Below are 14,205 nucleotides of genomic sequence, written 5' to 3' on the forward strand. Positions count from 1 at the left end.
TATCACGGAACGCGAACCGCGCTATGAGCTGACTTCGTCGCGGTCACCCGACCAGTTGGTGTGGTAGGTGCCTTCCATGTCCACGCGCTTGTAAGTGTGTGCGCCGAAGAAATCGCGCTGCCCCTGGATAAGAGCAGCAGGCAGACGCTTCGCACGTAGCGAGTCGTAGTAGGACAGGCTGGAAGCGAAGACAGGGATGGGCAGACCCAGCTGGGTTGCTACAACCACGACGCGGCGCCAGGAATCAATGAGACCGTTCTCCAGCTCACCACGGAAGTACGGGTCAAGCAGCAAGGATGGCAGTTCCGGATCGTTGTTGTAGGCCTCGGTAATGCGGTTGAGGAACTTGGCGCGGATGATGCAGCCGCCACGCCAAATCGTCGCCAAGTCCTGCGGCTTGATGTCCCAACCGTGCTCCTGCGATCCAGCGGTGATCTCGTCGAAGCCCTGCGCATACGCGACGAGCTTGGAGGCGTACAGCGCGCGGCGAACATCCTCCACGAACTGTTCCTTGTCCACGCCAAGGCTCTTCAGATCAGTGGTCGTACCCGACGGCAAGCCGGTCTCCTGGACTGCCTGGCGCTGAGCCAGAGAGGAGGACAACGCACGGGCGAAAACTGCCTCACCGATACCCGTGGTGGGAACGCCGAGATCCAGCGCCTCCTTAACGGTCCAGCGGCCGGTGCCTTTCTGGCCGGCGGCGTCCACCACGACGTCGATAAACGGCTTACCCGTCTTCGCATCAACCTGGCGCAGAACTTCGGCCGTGATCTCAATGAGGTAGGAATCCAAGTCACCCTGGTTCCACTCGGAGAAGATCTCTGCGAGCTCTGCTGGCTCGATGCCCGCCGCGTAGCGGAGCAGGTGGTAGGCCTCGCCGATGACCTGCATATCGGCATACTCAATGCCGTTGTGCACCATCTTGACAAAGTGGCCAGCACCATCAGCACCAATGTGCGTCACGCATGGCACGCCATCAACCTTGGCTGCGATGTCCTCGAGCAGCGGCCCCAGAGTCTCCCAGGATTCCTTCGGACCGCCCGGCATGATCGACGGACCGCGCAGAGCACCTTCTTCACCGCCGGAGATGCCGGCGCCAACAAAGTGACGGCCCTTGGCAGCAACTTCCTTCTCACGGCGGATCGTGTCCGTGAAGAGCGCATTGCCACCATCGATGATGATGTCGCCCTCATCCATCGCCTCAACCAGCTGATCAATCACGGCATCCGTGCCGGCACCAGCCGCAACCATGATCACGGCCTTACGTGGACGTTCCAACGAAGCTACGAAGTCCTCAATCGTCTCGGAAGGAATGAAAGAGCCTTCGTTACCGTACTGCTCCATGACGGCGTGAGTCTTTTCCGGTGAGCGGTTATAAATAGCCACGGTGTGACCGCGGGAAGCGAAGTTACGGGCAAGATTGGAGCCCATGACGGCCATACCCACCACGCCGATCTGAGCAAGACCGGTGGTGGAACCATCTGGGCTGGAAGCGGACTGAGCCGATGCGTCGTTCGAAGTCATAGAAACGAGCATACAAAGATCGCTGTCAAAGTACGCCACTTAGGAATGGTTTCGTTGCTACAGTTTTCGTGCATGGACATGAAAGACTTCAGCAACCTCGAAGAATTCCGTACCCGTCAGCTGACCGAGCAGGAACTCGCTTTCCTGAATAGCCAGATGACCAAGTTTGATAACTTCATCGGCCTCCAGTTCACCGCGTTCGGTCCGGAGAAGATGGTAGCCACGATTGAAGTTGGACCCCACCTGCACCAGCCAGCAGGTCTTGTCAACGGGGGAGTGTTCTGCTCCATCGGTGAGAGCATGGGCTCATTCGCCGGCTACCTGGCTGCTGGCGCGCCTGTCGTGGGCATGAACAACAGCACAGACCTCATCCGTAGTGTTCAATCCGGTGTCATCGAAGCGGAGGCGACGCCGGTCCATGTTGGTGGCCGCACTCAAATCTGGCGGATTGAGATGCGCCATGAGGGCAAGCTCGCAGCAGTGACAACGCTGCGCACCATGGTGATGCGCTAAAGCTCACGAGCTGCTACAGCCAGTTGTTCTTCCGGAACCACCAGTACATGGCCACCATGCTGCCCAGCATGACCAGAAGGACAACGGGATAGGCGTAGTGCCAACCAAGCTCCGGCATGTATTCAAAGTTCATGCCGTACACACCGGCAATCATCGTCGGCAAAGCAGCCATACCAACGACTGCTGAAATGGTGCGCATATCAGAGTTTTGCTGCATGGATACCTTCGCGACAGAAGCATCCAGCAGCGAAGACAGCCGCTCGTCGAAGCCGGACACAGTGTCAGTGACAATCATGGCATTGTCCTGCACGTCGCGTAGGTAGGAGCGCAGCTCCTTGCTGAGCAGATCATTGTGCAATGACAGACCGGAACGGAGCGCCGCGCCAAAAGGATCAATCGCATGGCGCATCTCCAAAATCTCGCGCTTGTACGTGTAGATCTTGTCAATGTTGATCTGGTGCCGGGGCGTAAACACCTCGTTCTCCAGTTCGTCGACGTCTTCACTCAGGTACGTAGTCACGCGCGCGTAGTTCTCCACAATGTGGTCCGCGACCTTCCACGCCACAGCTGCTGGGCCTAGCGAAGAGATCTCTGGGTCCTCCACGAGTTCGCGCGTGAGGTTAGGTAGCTCCGCGTCGTGGCGAATGGTGATGACGAAGTTCTTGCCAATGAGAATCTGCACTTCACCAGTGGAAATGATCTCACGGAGGTCCGTCACCTGGGTATCATCACGGTAGTCAACAGTACGCACAACGATGAAGAGCTGATTGCCGTAACGCTCCACCTTCGGTCGCTGATGAGCGGTCACCGCATCCTCAACAATGAGCTCGTGGATGCCAAATTCGGCAGCGACCTGTTCCATCTGCTCTACGCTTGGCTCTTTCAATGAGAGCCAGACATAGGCATTGTCCATGTCGTGGACCTGACGCATTGCCGTGGAGAACTGGTACGTCCCAGGCTGATTCACTCCGTCAATGAAGACGCGGCAAAAGTCCACGGACCTTTCGACGGGAACGGGGAGGGGGCGCCTATCACGGTTGACAGCTGCCTTCCGGTTACGCGGCAACGGAATCATCGGCGGCATTGTGGGACCCCCTTCATCGTGTTCATGGATAACGGTTGAAAAGTTTTAAGGCGCAAGCGATATTACGCGCCCCAACCTAAAAATCTCCACCCCACTTCTTGGACGGAAGGGGAGTGGAGATAGGTGGTGGCTAGGCCACGGAACGAGGTTTAGTTCTCGCCCTTGGTGTCGCGGATTTCGACGTACTTATCTGCGTCTTCCCCAACCTGCTTTTCCAGCTGGAGCAGACCAGTGCGAGCGTGCATGTGCTGCAGCGTGGACACGAGGTTGTAGCGCTTCGGCGACAGAGCATTAAGCGTCCACGTGAACATGGACACGATGCGGTTGCGCTTAGACACGAGGAAGGACACGTGGACGAGCAGCCACATGATCCAGCCCATGAAGCCAGCGATTTCTACCTTGCCCATCTTCACCACAGCGTGGAAGCGAGACACGATAGCCATGGAGCCCTTGTCAAAGTACTCGAAGGCCTCGCGCTGATCCGGCTCCTGATTCTCCTCCACGCCGGCCTTAATGGCCTTTGCTGCGTACTCACCGGACTGGATAGCCACCTGGGCCAGACCCGGCAGGCGGTCAAGGTTCATCATGTCACCAACAACGAAGACGTTGCGGTGCTCACCGACGGAGAGGTCCTTGTTCACCGGAACCTTGCCAGCGCGGTCGACTTCGAGGCCTGCCTGATCAGCAACCATCTTGCCCAGCGGGGAAGCGGCCACACCGGCGGACCAGATCTTGGTGTAGGACTCGATCGTGGTCTCTTCGTCGGTGGTCATGTCCTTGTAGGTCACCGAGTTCTCATCCAGGTTGGTCACCAGGGAGTTCAGGTACACGGTGACACCGAGACGCTCGAGTTCGCGCTGAGCCTTCTTGCCCAGGCGCTTACCAAACGGCGGGAGTACCTGCGGAGCACCATCGAGAAGGATGATCTTGGCGCTCGACGGACGGAAGTTCGAGTACTCGTTGCGGAAGCTGCGGTGAGCAAGCTCAGCCACCTGGCCGGCGAGCTCAACGCCGGTCGGGCCAGCACCAACGATGACGAAGGTGAGGAGGCGCTCGCGCTCAGCCGGATCTTCGGTCACCTCGGCGCGCTCGAAGGCAGACACCAGGCGGGAACGGATCTCCAGCGCGTGGTCAATGGTCTTCAGCCCAGGTGCGAACTCAGCGAAGTGGTCATTGCCAAAGTAGGACTGTCCGGCACCGGCGGCCACGATGAGGGAGTCGTACTCGTAGACGCGAGTGGAATCACCCTCGGTGAAGGTGACGGTCTGATTGTCCAGGTTGATGTCCGTAACATCGCCGCGCACAACGTCGGTGTTCTTCTGCTTACCCAGGATCTGGCGGGTGGATGTAGCAATCTCACCGCTGCCGAGGATGCCGGTGGCTACCTGGTAGAGGAGTGGTGGGAAGAGGTGGAAGTTCGTGCGGCTAATCAGCGTCACGTCCACATCAGCGCCGTCAAGTTCGCGTGCAGCAAACAGCCCACCGAAACCCGAGCCGATGATGACAACGTGGTGGCGGTTACCGGCTGGACGGTACGGTTTGTCGGACATGTAAAAACTCCTTTAAGTTTTCTTCTCTTGCGCGTGGCTTATTGCGAGCCTGTTTTAGCCTGGGTGAAGCCCCATAAGGCAGATCCGTCTTGTGATCATACGCCGGTTTGTTTTCTGGTCACGTCGTGGCTCCGCATTTGGGGCATTCCAAAGGTTTATCCTGAACGACGTGCCCTCGAATTCCGCTCAGTTTGCCCACCTAGATTCCGTGGACGCCGAACGCTGGCCATCCCTTGTTTACGTGCCGTCAGCTGCTGGTATGCGGATTCGTGCTCGCATGGCGGAGGCTAAGTTTGCTAAGCATTGCGCTCAGGCGGGCCTTGAACTGTCGCCCGATGGGGAACATGACCTCGTTGTCGACCATGCTCAGCTCTTCGATCGCATCGCGTTGAAGGGCTGGGTTGGTCTTGCAGAAGGTTATATGGCTGGTGAATGGCGCACGGACACGTCGTCTGACCTCGTCAAGGTCCTCAAGGGATTGCTCGCCAGTGGGTATTCACCCAAAACGCCACACATGAAGCAAGACCCGAAGCTCGTGAGTGGGGAGATTCCACCGGAGCTTGTCGCTCGTTACGGGGGAGATGGCATGAGTGCATTCGCTGGTCATTTCTCCACGGGTGTTCCCACGACTGAGCGCATGAGCCGAAAGTCTTTCGTTCCTGCCGCCGGACGCGGTAAGGAGCCATCCAATTATTTCGTGGCAACAACGCATTTCGCGGCGCCGCTCGAGACGATGAAGCATGATCTCGGTGATGCCCAGGCGCGGAGCGTGAGCATGCTTCTCGACGAAGCTGGGGTCCGCGCAGGCACCCAAGTCGCTGAGATCCCGTGTTCCGGTGGGGCAGTAGCTATTGCGGCAGCTTCACGACGAGCCACCGTGGATGCTGTCGTCACTGATTCCGCTGTCCTACGAACTCTCCGCGAACGGCTGACGCTGGCTGGGGTGGCGGATTCCGTACACATCAGCGTGACTGAAGATCCATCGCAAACACTTATGCGGCGTGCCGGCCGCTATGACGCCATCGTGTGCGCTGAGTATTTCGAGACCTTGCCGCAACTAGAGCGGCGAACGCGTTTACAACTCATGGATAAGCTACTGGCTAAGAATGGCAGGGCAGTCATTCAGAGCGTCACAGCAACAGAGAAGCTTTCTGGCCCCGCGCGAGATGCCATGGAATCCTTGCGCGCCTACATCTGGCCATCGTTGGAATACTCGGATTCTGATGAGCTGCGAAGGATCGCCGATAAATACACCGGTTTGCGTGTGGTTGGAGAGACGCACGCGCCGGATCATTTAGCGCTATCGCTGAAACATCAGTTGACCACATTCCAGGGACAGCTGCGTGAAGCAGCCGCTGATGGGTTCGATGCAGTGTATCGGCGCCTGTGGATGTGGCAGCTCGCTCTGCGCCAGGCAATGGCGGAGTTGGGAATGCTGGACGTTGTTCAGTACACGCTTACGCACCGGCAAAGGTGGGGAGCGCGTTAGGGCAAGGTCCTGAAGCAAAGATCCTTCCCCTCACGCCTTACTTGACATAATGTACATTATCGGACAAAAGGGGAAGGATCGCTGTTGAGCTTGTTTAATCCTTCTTAACAAGGTTGAGGCGAATATTGATCTGACCCTCTTCCGCAATCTTTGCGGCAATGAAGTCAGGCGTTTCCACTCCGTAGTCCAGACGGTTGAACGGAATGTCCGCGTGGACAATGACGTGATCCCCGGTCCGCAACACCGTGAACTCTTGCGTGATCTCATTAGTGACGCCACGGATGGTCAGGTCGCCAGTAAGCTCCACGGTGCCTGCCGTACCGTCTTCCGGCAAGCTCGAAACGTCAGTCGGTTTTGTCAAGGTGAAATACGCTTCTGGGTATGTGTCGGTGCTGAGGATCTTCCTACGCACATTAACGTCACGCACATCACGGTCCGTGACGATATTAGTCAGATCCACGGTCACCTCACCGGACGTGAGAGTTCCCGATTCAATGACCATTTCACCGCTCACGTTCGTCGTGGAGCCAGATGTATTGCGGGCATCGCCTGGCAGCAACTCGTCGAAGGTGAATCCAGCCGAGGTGTGGTTCTTGCCTTGACGGTTCAGCACCGTCCAGGTGCCATCCATTTCCGTGGATGCCGGCTTAGCACCTGTGGTCTCGATGGGCTCAGTCTTAATGCCTGGTGTGGACATCAGCGCCATCACCATCGGGACAATGGCGATCAGCGCGAGAATGGTTACCACGATGACGCCGCCAATAATGATCGGCTTGTTGTTGCGTTTCTTCGGTTCGCGGGTGATGTCACCATCGCGCTCAACCGTGCTCATACTTTCGCGCCTTCCTTCATCCCTCAAATGTTTAGCGGATTTGCTCCAGCTTCTTAGCCATCGTAACTAGCTCAGCACACAAGGACTGAATCTCCTCAGCATCTGCACCCTCATTCGCCGCCGTAGCGATGTCTTCTGCGGCGCACCTTAACTCGAACAAACGGTCACGAATAGTTTCAGCGCGTTGCCCGGAGACTTGATCGTTCTCAAAAGCTTCGAGGCTATTGCGTGTGCGTGCTGGGATCCCACGTCGCGCCTCATAGGCACGTTGCTTGCAGGAATCACTGCAGTATTTTCTGCGGCGCCCGCGTCCTGGTGTTTGCTCAAATGGCCGACCACACCACTCGCAGTCGGAGAGCACTTCCCCACTAGTATCCATAGCGCCTAATATCGTAGCGTGACGAAATAATCTTTTTGGTATCGGCACGGAACAAACAGTGCTAACGCGGCGTTATGTAGATGAACCGTTATACTCGTAGATCGCACGGCCTGAGTCTGGGCCGTAACTTTTTAAGGAAGGGATTGGTAAAGCATGGCTGACCGGGTACTACGTGGTAGTCGCATGGGCGCAGTGAGCTACGAAACAGATCGTGACCACGATCTTGCTCCCCGCAGGATGGCAAAGTACCGCACCCCCTCCGGCGAGGTCTTCGAGATTCCTTTCGCTGATGACGCCGAGATGCCCGAGGAATGGCCGTGCAAGAACGGCCAAACCGGCACCCTCATGGAGGGTGAAGGTGTTGAGTCCAAGCCGGTGAAGCCGCCGCGTACCCACTGGGACATGCTGTGCGAGCGCCGTACCCTCGACGAGCTGGATGAGCTGCTTGAGGAGCGTCTGGAGCAGCTCCGTAAGCGCCGTCGCGCCGCTGCCCGCTTGGCTAAGGAACAGCAGGAAAGCTAAGCGGTTTGTCGGCGGACCAGTGAGACGTCGATAAGCAAAAAATGACCCGGCTAGCTCTGTGGAGCTAACCGGGTTTTCGCTTGCGCAGAGTTTTAGTGGCGGTTGTTCACCAGACGTCCAACCTCGTACTTGAGCAACTTCGTGCCCTCCTCCGCGAGATCCGACGCGGTCGTGGCTGCGCGCGACAGCGTGCGCGGGATCTTATTCAAGCCGAGCTCAGAGAACTGGTACTTAGCCAAGCGGCCCATCTCATGGCTCAAGTTGCTCAGCTGCGTGGAACGGCGCTCAAAGCCCCACTTAGACACCTCGATGAGGGAGTCCTTGGCAAAGCTGGCGTCCAACTTGGATTCGCCCAGGGTGCGGTCCGTGAAGGTGATGGGCACCTCACGCACGTCGAAGCCTTCCTGATCAGCGATGTCGGCGATCTGAACCTGGAAGATGTAGCCCTTGCGGGAAAGCTCGTTGAAGTCAATTGCTTCAAGTACTTCACGACGGAACGCGCGGTAGCCCGCCGTCATATCCGCAACATCAGTGCCAAGGGCGAGAGACACGTACAGGTTGCCAGCCTTGGACAGCAGGTAGCGGTTACGCGGCCAGTTCACTGCCTCCCCACCGTCGACGTAGCGGGAACCGATGACGAGGTCCGCGCCGGCATCAATGGCTGCCAAGAGACGTGGGAACTCCTCAGGCGCGTGGGAGCCATCCGCATCCATCTGGCAGATGACCTTGTAGTCACGCTCAAGGCCCCATTCGAAGCCAGCAACATAGGCACCCAGAAGGCCAGTCTTCTCCTGGCGGTGAAGGACGTGCACCTGCTTGTCAGAGGCTGCGATCTCATCGGCCTTGGCGCCGGTGCCGTCGGGAGAATTATCGTCAACAACAAGGATCTCCACCTCCGGCGTAGCCTTACGCACACGCTCGATGATGAGCGGAAGGTTCTCCAACTCGTTGTAGGTTGGGATGATCACCAGCGTCGAGTCACTGGGGTTACCAGCCACGGTCTCTCCTTATTGTTGGGTACGGTGCAGCGCGGGCTGCTCCTCGGTCAACCTAGAAGCATACCCCCGTCGTGCGCGGAACAACGACGCAAGCATGACCACAAGCCCGATTCCAGCCAGCAACCACTGAATGAACTGCCCGTAACGCACGGCAAACGTGACAGAGTCTCGCAGGGGCAGCTGCTCAATCAGGTGCGCGGGTTCAAAAATCTCGGTGTGCTGCGACACGGATCCGTCAGGATGCACGATGGCGGAGACACCCGAAGTAGCAGCAACGACCACAGCTCGATCCGTTTCGATCGCCCGCATCCGGCTCATGGCCAGCTGTTGGTACGTCATGTCTGTAAATCCGAAGGTGGCGTTGTTCGTTGGTGTTGTGAGGATTTGCGCACCGGCGGCAACCGCATCGCGGTAGGCCATGTCGAAGGCGACCTCGTAGCACGTGGCCACCCCAACAACATGGCCGCCCATGTGCACGACACCGTTGCCGGTACCCGGCTTAAAGTCACCTGCCTGGTCCACGTACGAGGAGAAGCGACGGAAGAAATCACGCATGGGCATCCACTCGCCAAACGGCTGGAGATACTTCTTATGGTGCTTCTCCCCTGCCCCTTCAGCAGGATCAAAAACGACAGCGGTATTCCGCGCGCCAACGCTATCCGACGTCAAAGTGCCCACGAGGACTGGCGCTTGAACATCTTTCACGGCGCCCATGATCAGGTCCCGTGCTTCATTATCGCGGAATGGGTTCACATCCGAGGCATTCTCCGGCCAGAAAACAAGATCGGCATGGAGATTCTGTGAGCGCAGGTCCGCCGCGAGATCATGTGTGCGATCAACGTGGTTCTGCAGCACCGCACGGCGCTGCGCATTGAAGTCAAGGCCCAAGCGCGGAACATTGCCCTGAACAGCAGCGACTGTCACTTCCTCGGTGGTATGGGAGTCCCTATTCACGTTCAACCCCGCAGCTGCACCGGCCGCCAAGGGCACGATGGCCAGTGCAAACGCCACGGCAATCTGCGAGCGCCCGTCCTGCCGCGCACGGAGCAGCACCAGGCCCCCAGTAGCCAGGGCACTCGCCACCAAAACGGCAGCAAAGGTGATCAGCACTGGGCCGCCGATCCAGGCCAGGTTAGCCAGCGGGCTGTTGATCTGGCCCCAGGCCAAGCGCACCCAGGAGAATCCACCGAAGGGGAACGATGACAGCGCGTATTCCACGGCTACGTACACGAATGGGAAGCCGATGAAGCCGTACTTGGAGCGCCCCAGGAGTGTGCCGAAGATACCGGTCACGATGGAATACAGGGCACAGAAAATAGATAGCGCGACCCATGGCAGTGCGCCCACGAACTCGCCAACCCACGGCAGAAGCGGCAAGTACAAAGACAGGGCGTACACAAAGCCCGCCAGTGCGCCTACCTTCACGCTCGGCCCAGGCACGGTGCGCCAAGGCTGAAGAGCCGCCCAGAACAACGCGATGCCGGCAATACCAGCGAGGGCATGTCCATGGGGCTCAAAGGAGAAGTACGAGACTCCACCACCGATGGCAGCGAGAAAAACGCGCAGAAAGGCAACCAACGCAGGACGCGCCATTAACGCTGCTCCCCTGCTTCACCGAAGTCCTCAGGCCGAGCCTCCTTGGACCACTGCTCAATCTCGTCGTGGTCAATGAACGATCCATACGTGGGCGAGTAACCACTCATCGGTGTGGAGCTGTAGAACTTCACACCAAAGTCCTCGATCTTCTTCTGCCAGCTACGCGCCAGCGACGAACGAACAAGCTCCCGGGTAGGTCGGAAGACCAAAAGCGCGCCAACCAGTGATGAGACGTACCCCGGAATAACGGACAAGCCCCATCCGGCGGCAACAAGCGCGGTTCCGCCCGCGAATTGGCCCATCGTTGACGCGCCTGTGGATGCGCGTTGCAGTTCCGCCCGCAAGGCCACGCTCGCGGACACGGCCCCAATAGCCATAAGAATAAACAGGCCAGCGAGCGCCCAGCCCACCCCGACAAGCTTGCTTACGCCCCAGAAGGCGAGTGCTTCGATGAGGACATAGGTGACAAAGAAAGGCATGCGGTGAACACTACCGCACGCTAATCCTTTTGGAGGTTGCCAATCAGCCACGTCACGTCATCATGCATCCAGATGAAGAACGGGATGAGGTGCTTGCCCACGTCGAAACGCAAGAGCGGAAACAGCCGGCGAGTCAGCAGGTCAATGCCCCATTCGTCGGCAAGCTGCTTCGTGGAGGTATACGGGATGATGTCATCGTCAATACTCGCCCACAGTCGCGTATGCACGCGCGGCGGGCGCGTACCCAGCCGCATGGTGTCCATCGCTGCGCGTGTTGCCGGCAAAGATGCGATGACGTCGGGCAAAGATCGCTTATCGACGATCCATGTCGCCGTATCCTGCCGCGCCGAATGCGGCATGGCTCCCAACACGCACCGATGCCGAGCGAGCTCGAGGAGCTCCTGGGCCGAGTCCGTCAATAGCGGAGCAAGTTCTGCTTCAATAGCCGGGTCAGCTGCCATCATGCCGTCGAGCGCATAGGGCAGAACGAACGTTGCGGTCTCTGCTTCAACGTGGTCCAAGATGGCATCAAAATCCGAAGGAGGTGCACCACAGACCGCGGCCTTCGGCTGCAGATCGCCCGCATACTCTGGCTCCTCGACTGCAGCAGCTACTGTTCCACCACCCTGGGAGAAGCCAAAGAGTCCCAGAGACTCACTCTCCACACCCAGGTGGCGTGCAGCACGCACTGCGTCGTAGAGCGCATGCGCACCTGCAACGTGGTTACAGTACAGCTGCCGGCCTGATTCCGGATCGCGCGGGTAATCCGTCACCACAACATGGCATCCGGCAGCGACGAACATGTTAATCGCCGGCTGTTCATAGGCCGAGATGATGTCCAAGGGCCATCTGAATGCGCTGAATACGGACAACGAATATGACGGGTCACAGTGCGGTGCCGTGCCTTGTGTACCCGGAGCATGCGCGATAACCGGACGGGGGCCACTGCCCTCCCATGGATTATTCGAGCGGATCACCAGACCCGTAGCCAGCAGCGGACGGCCCTCCGCATCCGTCGTCGAGTATTCAATGCGCCACGCGGTGCCCGAGTTCATCGATGAGTTCAGCCCCATCACGCGTACTTCATCCGCCCTGATGAGCTCGCCGTTGGTCTGACCAGTGAGCCACTGATGGTTGAGGCTGGGTGCCTTCGGGTTCCGCCGGGGTTTAAGAAAACCAGCCACGAGTGGTAAGAACGTGCGCGCGTATAACCCTCGTGTTCCTTTCGTTGACGCGGCGTGGCGCCAACCGGCGGCGGCGACAGCTGCACATGCACCAGCGAGGGCAGCACGGCGAATGCATCGGTTCGTCTTCGGCGACATTGTGGCTCCTTTGATCTCGGGGCTAACGCGGTATGTGGCGCCAGATGGGTCGTGGCACACACCGCATGATCCATGCGAGTAGCTGCAGCTGGCGTGGAATCCAGATGGTGCGGCTGCCTTTCTTCCGGGCAGCACCAACTACGGCATCAGCTACGTGATCCGGCGTGACGGACAGGGGTGCGGGCTTCATTCCTTCCGTCATCGAACCGATGACAAAGCCAGGACGGGCAGTAATCAACTTGAGTGGGCTGCCATGCAAACGGTCAGCCAATCCCTGACAGAAAGCATCCAGCCCCGCCTTCGTCGAGCCATAGACATAGTTCGCCCGCCGCGCCCGCCACCCAGCGATGGAAGAGAAAGCGAAGATTTCGCCAGCCTCCAACACGTCGGCGAGCACAGTGAGCATGCTCACCTGCGCCGCGTAATCAATGGTGGCTATCTCCGCTGCATGGGCCTCGTCGCGCTCCGCACGTTCCTGGTCGCCCAAGATGCCGAAAGCCACGATCGCGGTGGTGATAGGTCCGTTTATGCCGGCCTTTTCCACAACACTGCGGTGAGTGGCAAGATCCGTCGCCTCGAAAGCCAGTGCCCGGACGTCGGTGGCACCAGCATCCAGCAGGCGCTTTTCGATGTTGCCGAAGCGGTCCGGATTCCTCCCCGCCAACACAACTTCTCGCCCGGCACACATCCGTACTGCGATCTCGCCACCGATGTCACTGGTGGCACCGAGGAGGAGAAGTGTTCCGTTGTGAGAGCTGGCGTGATGACTCATGCCTGCCGATTATATGGATCAGTTCCGTTAACCGAGCAGGTTTTTCGGCGCCAGGTTCAAGGGGCGCGCGCCATGGGCTTCGAGCACGACGATGTCTTCGATGCGCATGCCCCACTGCCCCGGCACGTAGATACCCGGCTCGATGGAGAAGACCATTCCCTCCTGCAGAACCGTGTCACTGCCGCTGACGAGGAATGGCGGCTCGTGCAGCGCCAATCCAATGCCATGGCCAAGACGGTGTGAGAAATAAACCCCATACCCAGCATGGTTGATGCGGCCGCGCGCGACGGCGTCTAGTTCGCCGGCGGTCATGCCGGGACGAGCCGTCGATAATGCTTCCAGCTGTGCTGCGCGGAGCTCGTCGTAGGCAGCCACGAAGGCGCGGTCCGGCATGGATTCCACCGCGTACGTACGCGTGCAATCCGAATGGTAGCCACTGGCCAGCGAGCCACCGATGTCCACCACGACAGGATCCCCCGGCTCAAGGACACGGTCGGAGAAATCATGGTGAGGGTTAGCGCCATTGGGGCCGGAACCGACGATGACGAAGTCAACGGTGGCGTGCTCTTTGAGGATGAGCTGCTCAAGCTGATCGGCGACGTCACGCTCCGTCTTGCCCGGGACGAGCAGCTCCGGCACAGCCGAATGTACCGCGTCGATGGCGCGCGCAGCCTTCTCCAACTCAGCGACCTCTTCCTGTTCCTTGACCGCGAAGACGTCGCTCAGCACATCGGCTGCGAGCACCGTCTCCCCCATCTCCCCCGCCATCTGGAGGCGCAGGACGTGGTCAGCGGTGAGTGAAGATCCAAGCGCAACAGGGCCGTCGGCAAGTAGATCCGCGATGCGAGTGTATGGCTCGTTGCCATCACGCCAGGTTTCCACCACGACGCCGGGGATGTCACCGACTACTGCGACTGCGGAAGCATCGGTCGCCGGTGCAAACAGGCGAGCATAACCCCCGGGTGGCACGACCAACGCCGTGAGACGCTCGTGTGAAGTGGACCAGGAGCCCGTCAGGTAGGCCAGCTCCGCTCCAGTGCCGATGATGGCACCACCAAGATCTAAAGCAGCAACGCGCTGCTGAAGGGCTGTGATCCGGCGGGCGTAGGTATCAAGCATCATGTCCGCCATCGTAAAACGCCGCG

At 58.9% G+C, this 14,205-nt stretch carries 14 protein-coding genes; 3 read left to right on the forward strand and 11 right to left on the reverse strand.

The genetic code is table 11. The features are described 5' to 3' along the window. Positions 1-21: 21 nt before the first annotated feature. Complete coding sequence (gndA, locus tag L8U60_RS00605) at positions 22-1,524, reverse strand: NADP-dependent phosphogluconate dehydrogenase (RefSeq protein WP_269964453.1); 1,503 nt, start codon at positions 1,522-1,524, stop codon at positions 22-24. 72 nt (positions 1,525-1,596) lie between these two features. Between gndA and L8U60_RS00610 the strand changes: the two genes are divergently transcribed. Beyond that, the gene (locus tag L8U60_RS00610; RefSeq protein WP_269964454.1) at positions 1,597-2,037 is read left to right on the forward strand and encodes a PaaI family thioesterase; all 441 of its coding nucleotides are present in this window, start codon (positions 1,597-1,599) and stop codon (positions 2,035-2,037) included. Positions 2,038-2,050: 13 nt separating this feature from the next. Here the strand turns inward: L8U60_RS00610 and L8U60_RS00615 are convergent, their stop codons facing one another. Both L8U60_RS00615 and L8U60_RS00620 read right to left on the reverse strand, forming a co-directional pair. Next, on the reverse strand, positions 2,051-3,121 hold the full coding sequence (locus tag L8U60_RS00615; protein ID WP_338026460.1) for a magnesium and cobalt transport protein CorA: 1,071 nt from the start codon (positions 3,119-3,121) through the stop codon (positions 2,051-2,053). A gap of 149 nt (positions 3,122-3,270) precedes the next feature. Beyond that, the gene (locus tag L8U60_RS00620; protein ID WP_269964455.1) at positions 3,271-4,671 is read right to left on the reverse strand and encodes an NAD(P)/FAD-dependent oxidoreductase; all 1,401 of its coding nucleotides are present in this window, start codon (positions 4,669-4,671) and stop codon (positions 3,271-3,273) included. A gap of 169 nt (positions 4,672-4,840) precedes the next feature. Between L8U60_RS00620 and L8U60_RS00625 the strand changes: the two genes are divergently transcribed. Further along, positions 4,841-6,160, forward strand: coding sequence for an SAM-dependent methyltransferase (locus L8U60_RS00625; protein WP_269964456.1), 1,320 nt, complete (start codon positions 4,841-4,843; stop codon positions 6,158-6,160). A gap of 94 nt (positions 6,161-6,254) precedes the next feature. Here L8U60_RS00625 and L8U60_RS00630 read toward each other — a convergent pair whose 3' ends face one another. Both L8U60_RS00630 and L8U60_RS10875 read right to left on the reverse strand, forming a co-directional pair. Further along, positions 6,255-6,992, reverse strand: a complete 738-nt coding sequence (locus tag L8U60_RS00630; RefSeq protein ID WP_269964457.1) for a YceI family protein — start codon at positions 6,990-6,992, stop codon at positions 6,255-6,257. A gap of 31 nt (positions 6,993-7,023) precedes the next feature. Beyond that, complete coding sequence (locus tag L8U60_RS10875; protein ID WP_269964458.1) at positions 7,024-7,371, reverse strand: hypothetical protein; 348 nt, start codon at positions 7,369-7,371, stop codon at positions 7,024-7,026. 153 nt (positions 7,372-7,524) lie between these two features. Here L8U60_RS10875 and L8U60_RS00640 point away from each other — a divergent pair, with 153 nt between their 5' ends. Further along, the gene (locus L8U60_RS00640; protein WP_269964459.1) at positions 7,525-7,893 is read left to right on the forward strand and encodes an RNA polymerase-binding protein RbpA; all 369 of its coding nucleotides are present in this window, start codon (positions 7,525-7,527) and stop codon (positions 7,891-7,893) included. Positions 7,894-7,985: 92 nt separating this feature from the next. Here the strand turns inward: L8U60_RS00640 and L8U60_RS00645 are convergent, their stop codons facing one another. The 6 genes from L8U60_RS00645 to L8U60_RS00670 are packed head-to-tail and all read right to left on the reverse strand — an operon-like array spanning position 7,986 to position 14,182. Beyond that, complete coding sequence (locus tag L8U60_RS00645; protein WP_269964460.1) at positions 7,986-8,891, reverse strand: polyprenol monophosphomannose synthase; 906 nt, start codon at positions 8,889-8,891, stop codon at positions 7,986-7,988. A gap of 9 nt (positions 8,892-8,900) precedes the next feature. Further along, positions 8,901-10,484, reverse strand: coding sequence for an apolipoprotein N-acyltransferase (lnt, locus tag L8U60_RS00650; RefSeq protein ID WP_269964461.1), 1,584 nt, complete (start codon positions 10,482-10,484; stop codon positions 8,901-8,903). Continuing rightward, a complete protein-coding gene (locus L8U60_RS00655) occupies positions 10,484-10,966 on the reverse strand; it encodes an FxsA family protein (protein ID WP_269964462.1) in 483 nt (160 codons plus the stop codon). Before L8U60_RS00655 ends, lnt begins: the two co-directional genes overlap by 1 nt. Before the next feature lie 20 nt (positions 10,967-10,986). Then, entirely contained in the window at positions 10,987-12,288 is a 1,302-nt protein-coding gene (locus L8U60_RS00660) for a lipase family protein (protein WP_269964463.1), read from the reverse strand. A 22-nt stretch (positions 12,289-12,310) separates the two neighbouring features. Then, positions 12,311-13,060, reverse strand: a complete 750-nt coding sequence (locus L8U60_RS00665; RefSeq protein WP_269964464.1) for an SDR family oxidoreductase — start codon at positions 13,058-13,060, stop codon at positions 12,311-12,313. A 27-nt stretch (positions 13,061-13,087) separates the two neighbouring features. Beyond that, on the reverse strand, positions 13,088-14,182 hold the full coding sequence (locus L8U60_RS00670) for a M24 family metallopeptidase (RefSeq protein ID WP_338026461.1): 1,095 nt from the start codon (positions 14,180-14,182) through the stop codon (positions 13,088-13,090). Positions 14,183-14,205: the final 23 nt, after the last annotated feature.

The sequence above is a fragment of the Corynebacterium meitnerae genome (genome assembly GCF_027570075.1).
Classification (GTDB): Bacteria; Actinomycetota; Actinomycetes; order Mycobacteriales; family Mycobacteriaceae; genus Corynebacterium; species Corynebacterium meitnerae.

What these genes read in the sequence shown, in the direction of transcription:
- L8U60_RS00640 (WP_269964459.1), top strand. Translation starts at nt 7,525, where the DNA reads ATGGCTGACCGGGTACTACGTGGTAGTCGCATGGGCGCAGTGAGCTAC.
- L8U60_RS00655 (WP_269964462.1), bottom strand. Translation starts at nt 10,966, where the DNA reads ATGCCTTTCTTTGTCACCTATGTCCTCATCGAAGCACTCGCCTTCTGG.
- L8U60_RS00620 (WP_269964455.1), bottom strand. Translation starts at nt 4,671, where the DNA reads ATGTCCGACAAACCGTACCGTCCAGCCGGTAACCGCCACCACGTTGTC.
- L8U60_RS00610 (WP_269964454.1), top strand. Translation starts at nt 1,597, where the DNA reads ATGGACATGAAAGACTTCAGCAACCTCGAAGAATTCCGTACCCGTCAG.
- lnt (WP_269964461.1), bottom strand. Translation starts at nt 10,484, where the DNA reads ATGGCGCGTCCTGCGTTGGTTGCCTTTCTGCGCGTTTTTCTCGCTGCC.
- L8U60_RS10875 (WP_269964458.1), bottom strand. Translation starts at nt 7,371, where the DNA reads ATGGATACTAGTGGGGAAGTGCTCTCCGACTGCGAGTGGTGTGGTCGG.
- L8U60_RS00660 (WP_269964463.1), bottom strand. Translation starts at nt 12,288, where the DNA reads ATGTCGCCGAAGACGAACCGATGCATTCGCCGTGCTGCCCTCGCTGGT.
- L8U60_RS00665 (WP_269964464.1), bottom strand. Translation starts at nt 13,060, where the DNA reads ATGAGTCATCACGCCAGCTCTCACAACGGAACACTTCTCCTCCTCGGT.
- gndA (WP_269964453.1), bottom strand. Translation starts at nt 1,524, where the DNA reads ATGACTTCGAACGACGCATCGGCTCAGTCCGCTTCCAGCCCAGATGGT.
- L8U60_RS00670 (WP_338026461.1), bottom strand. Translation starts at nt 14,182, where the DNA reads ATGATGCTTGATACCTACGCCCGCCGGATCACAGCCCTTCAGCAGCGC.
- L8U60_RS00630 (WP_269964457.1), bottom strand. Translation starts at nt 6,992, where the DNA reads ATGAGCACGGTTGAGCGCGATGGTGACATCACCCGCGAACCGAAGAAA.
- L8U60_RS00615 (WP_338026460.1), bottom strand. Translation starts at nt 3,121, where the DNA reads ATGCCGCCGATGATTCCGTTGCCGCGTAACCGGAAGGCAGCTGTCAAC.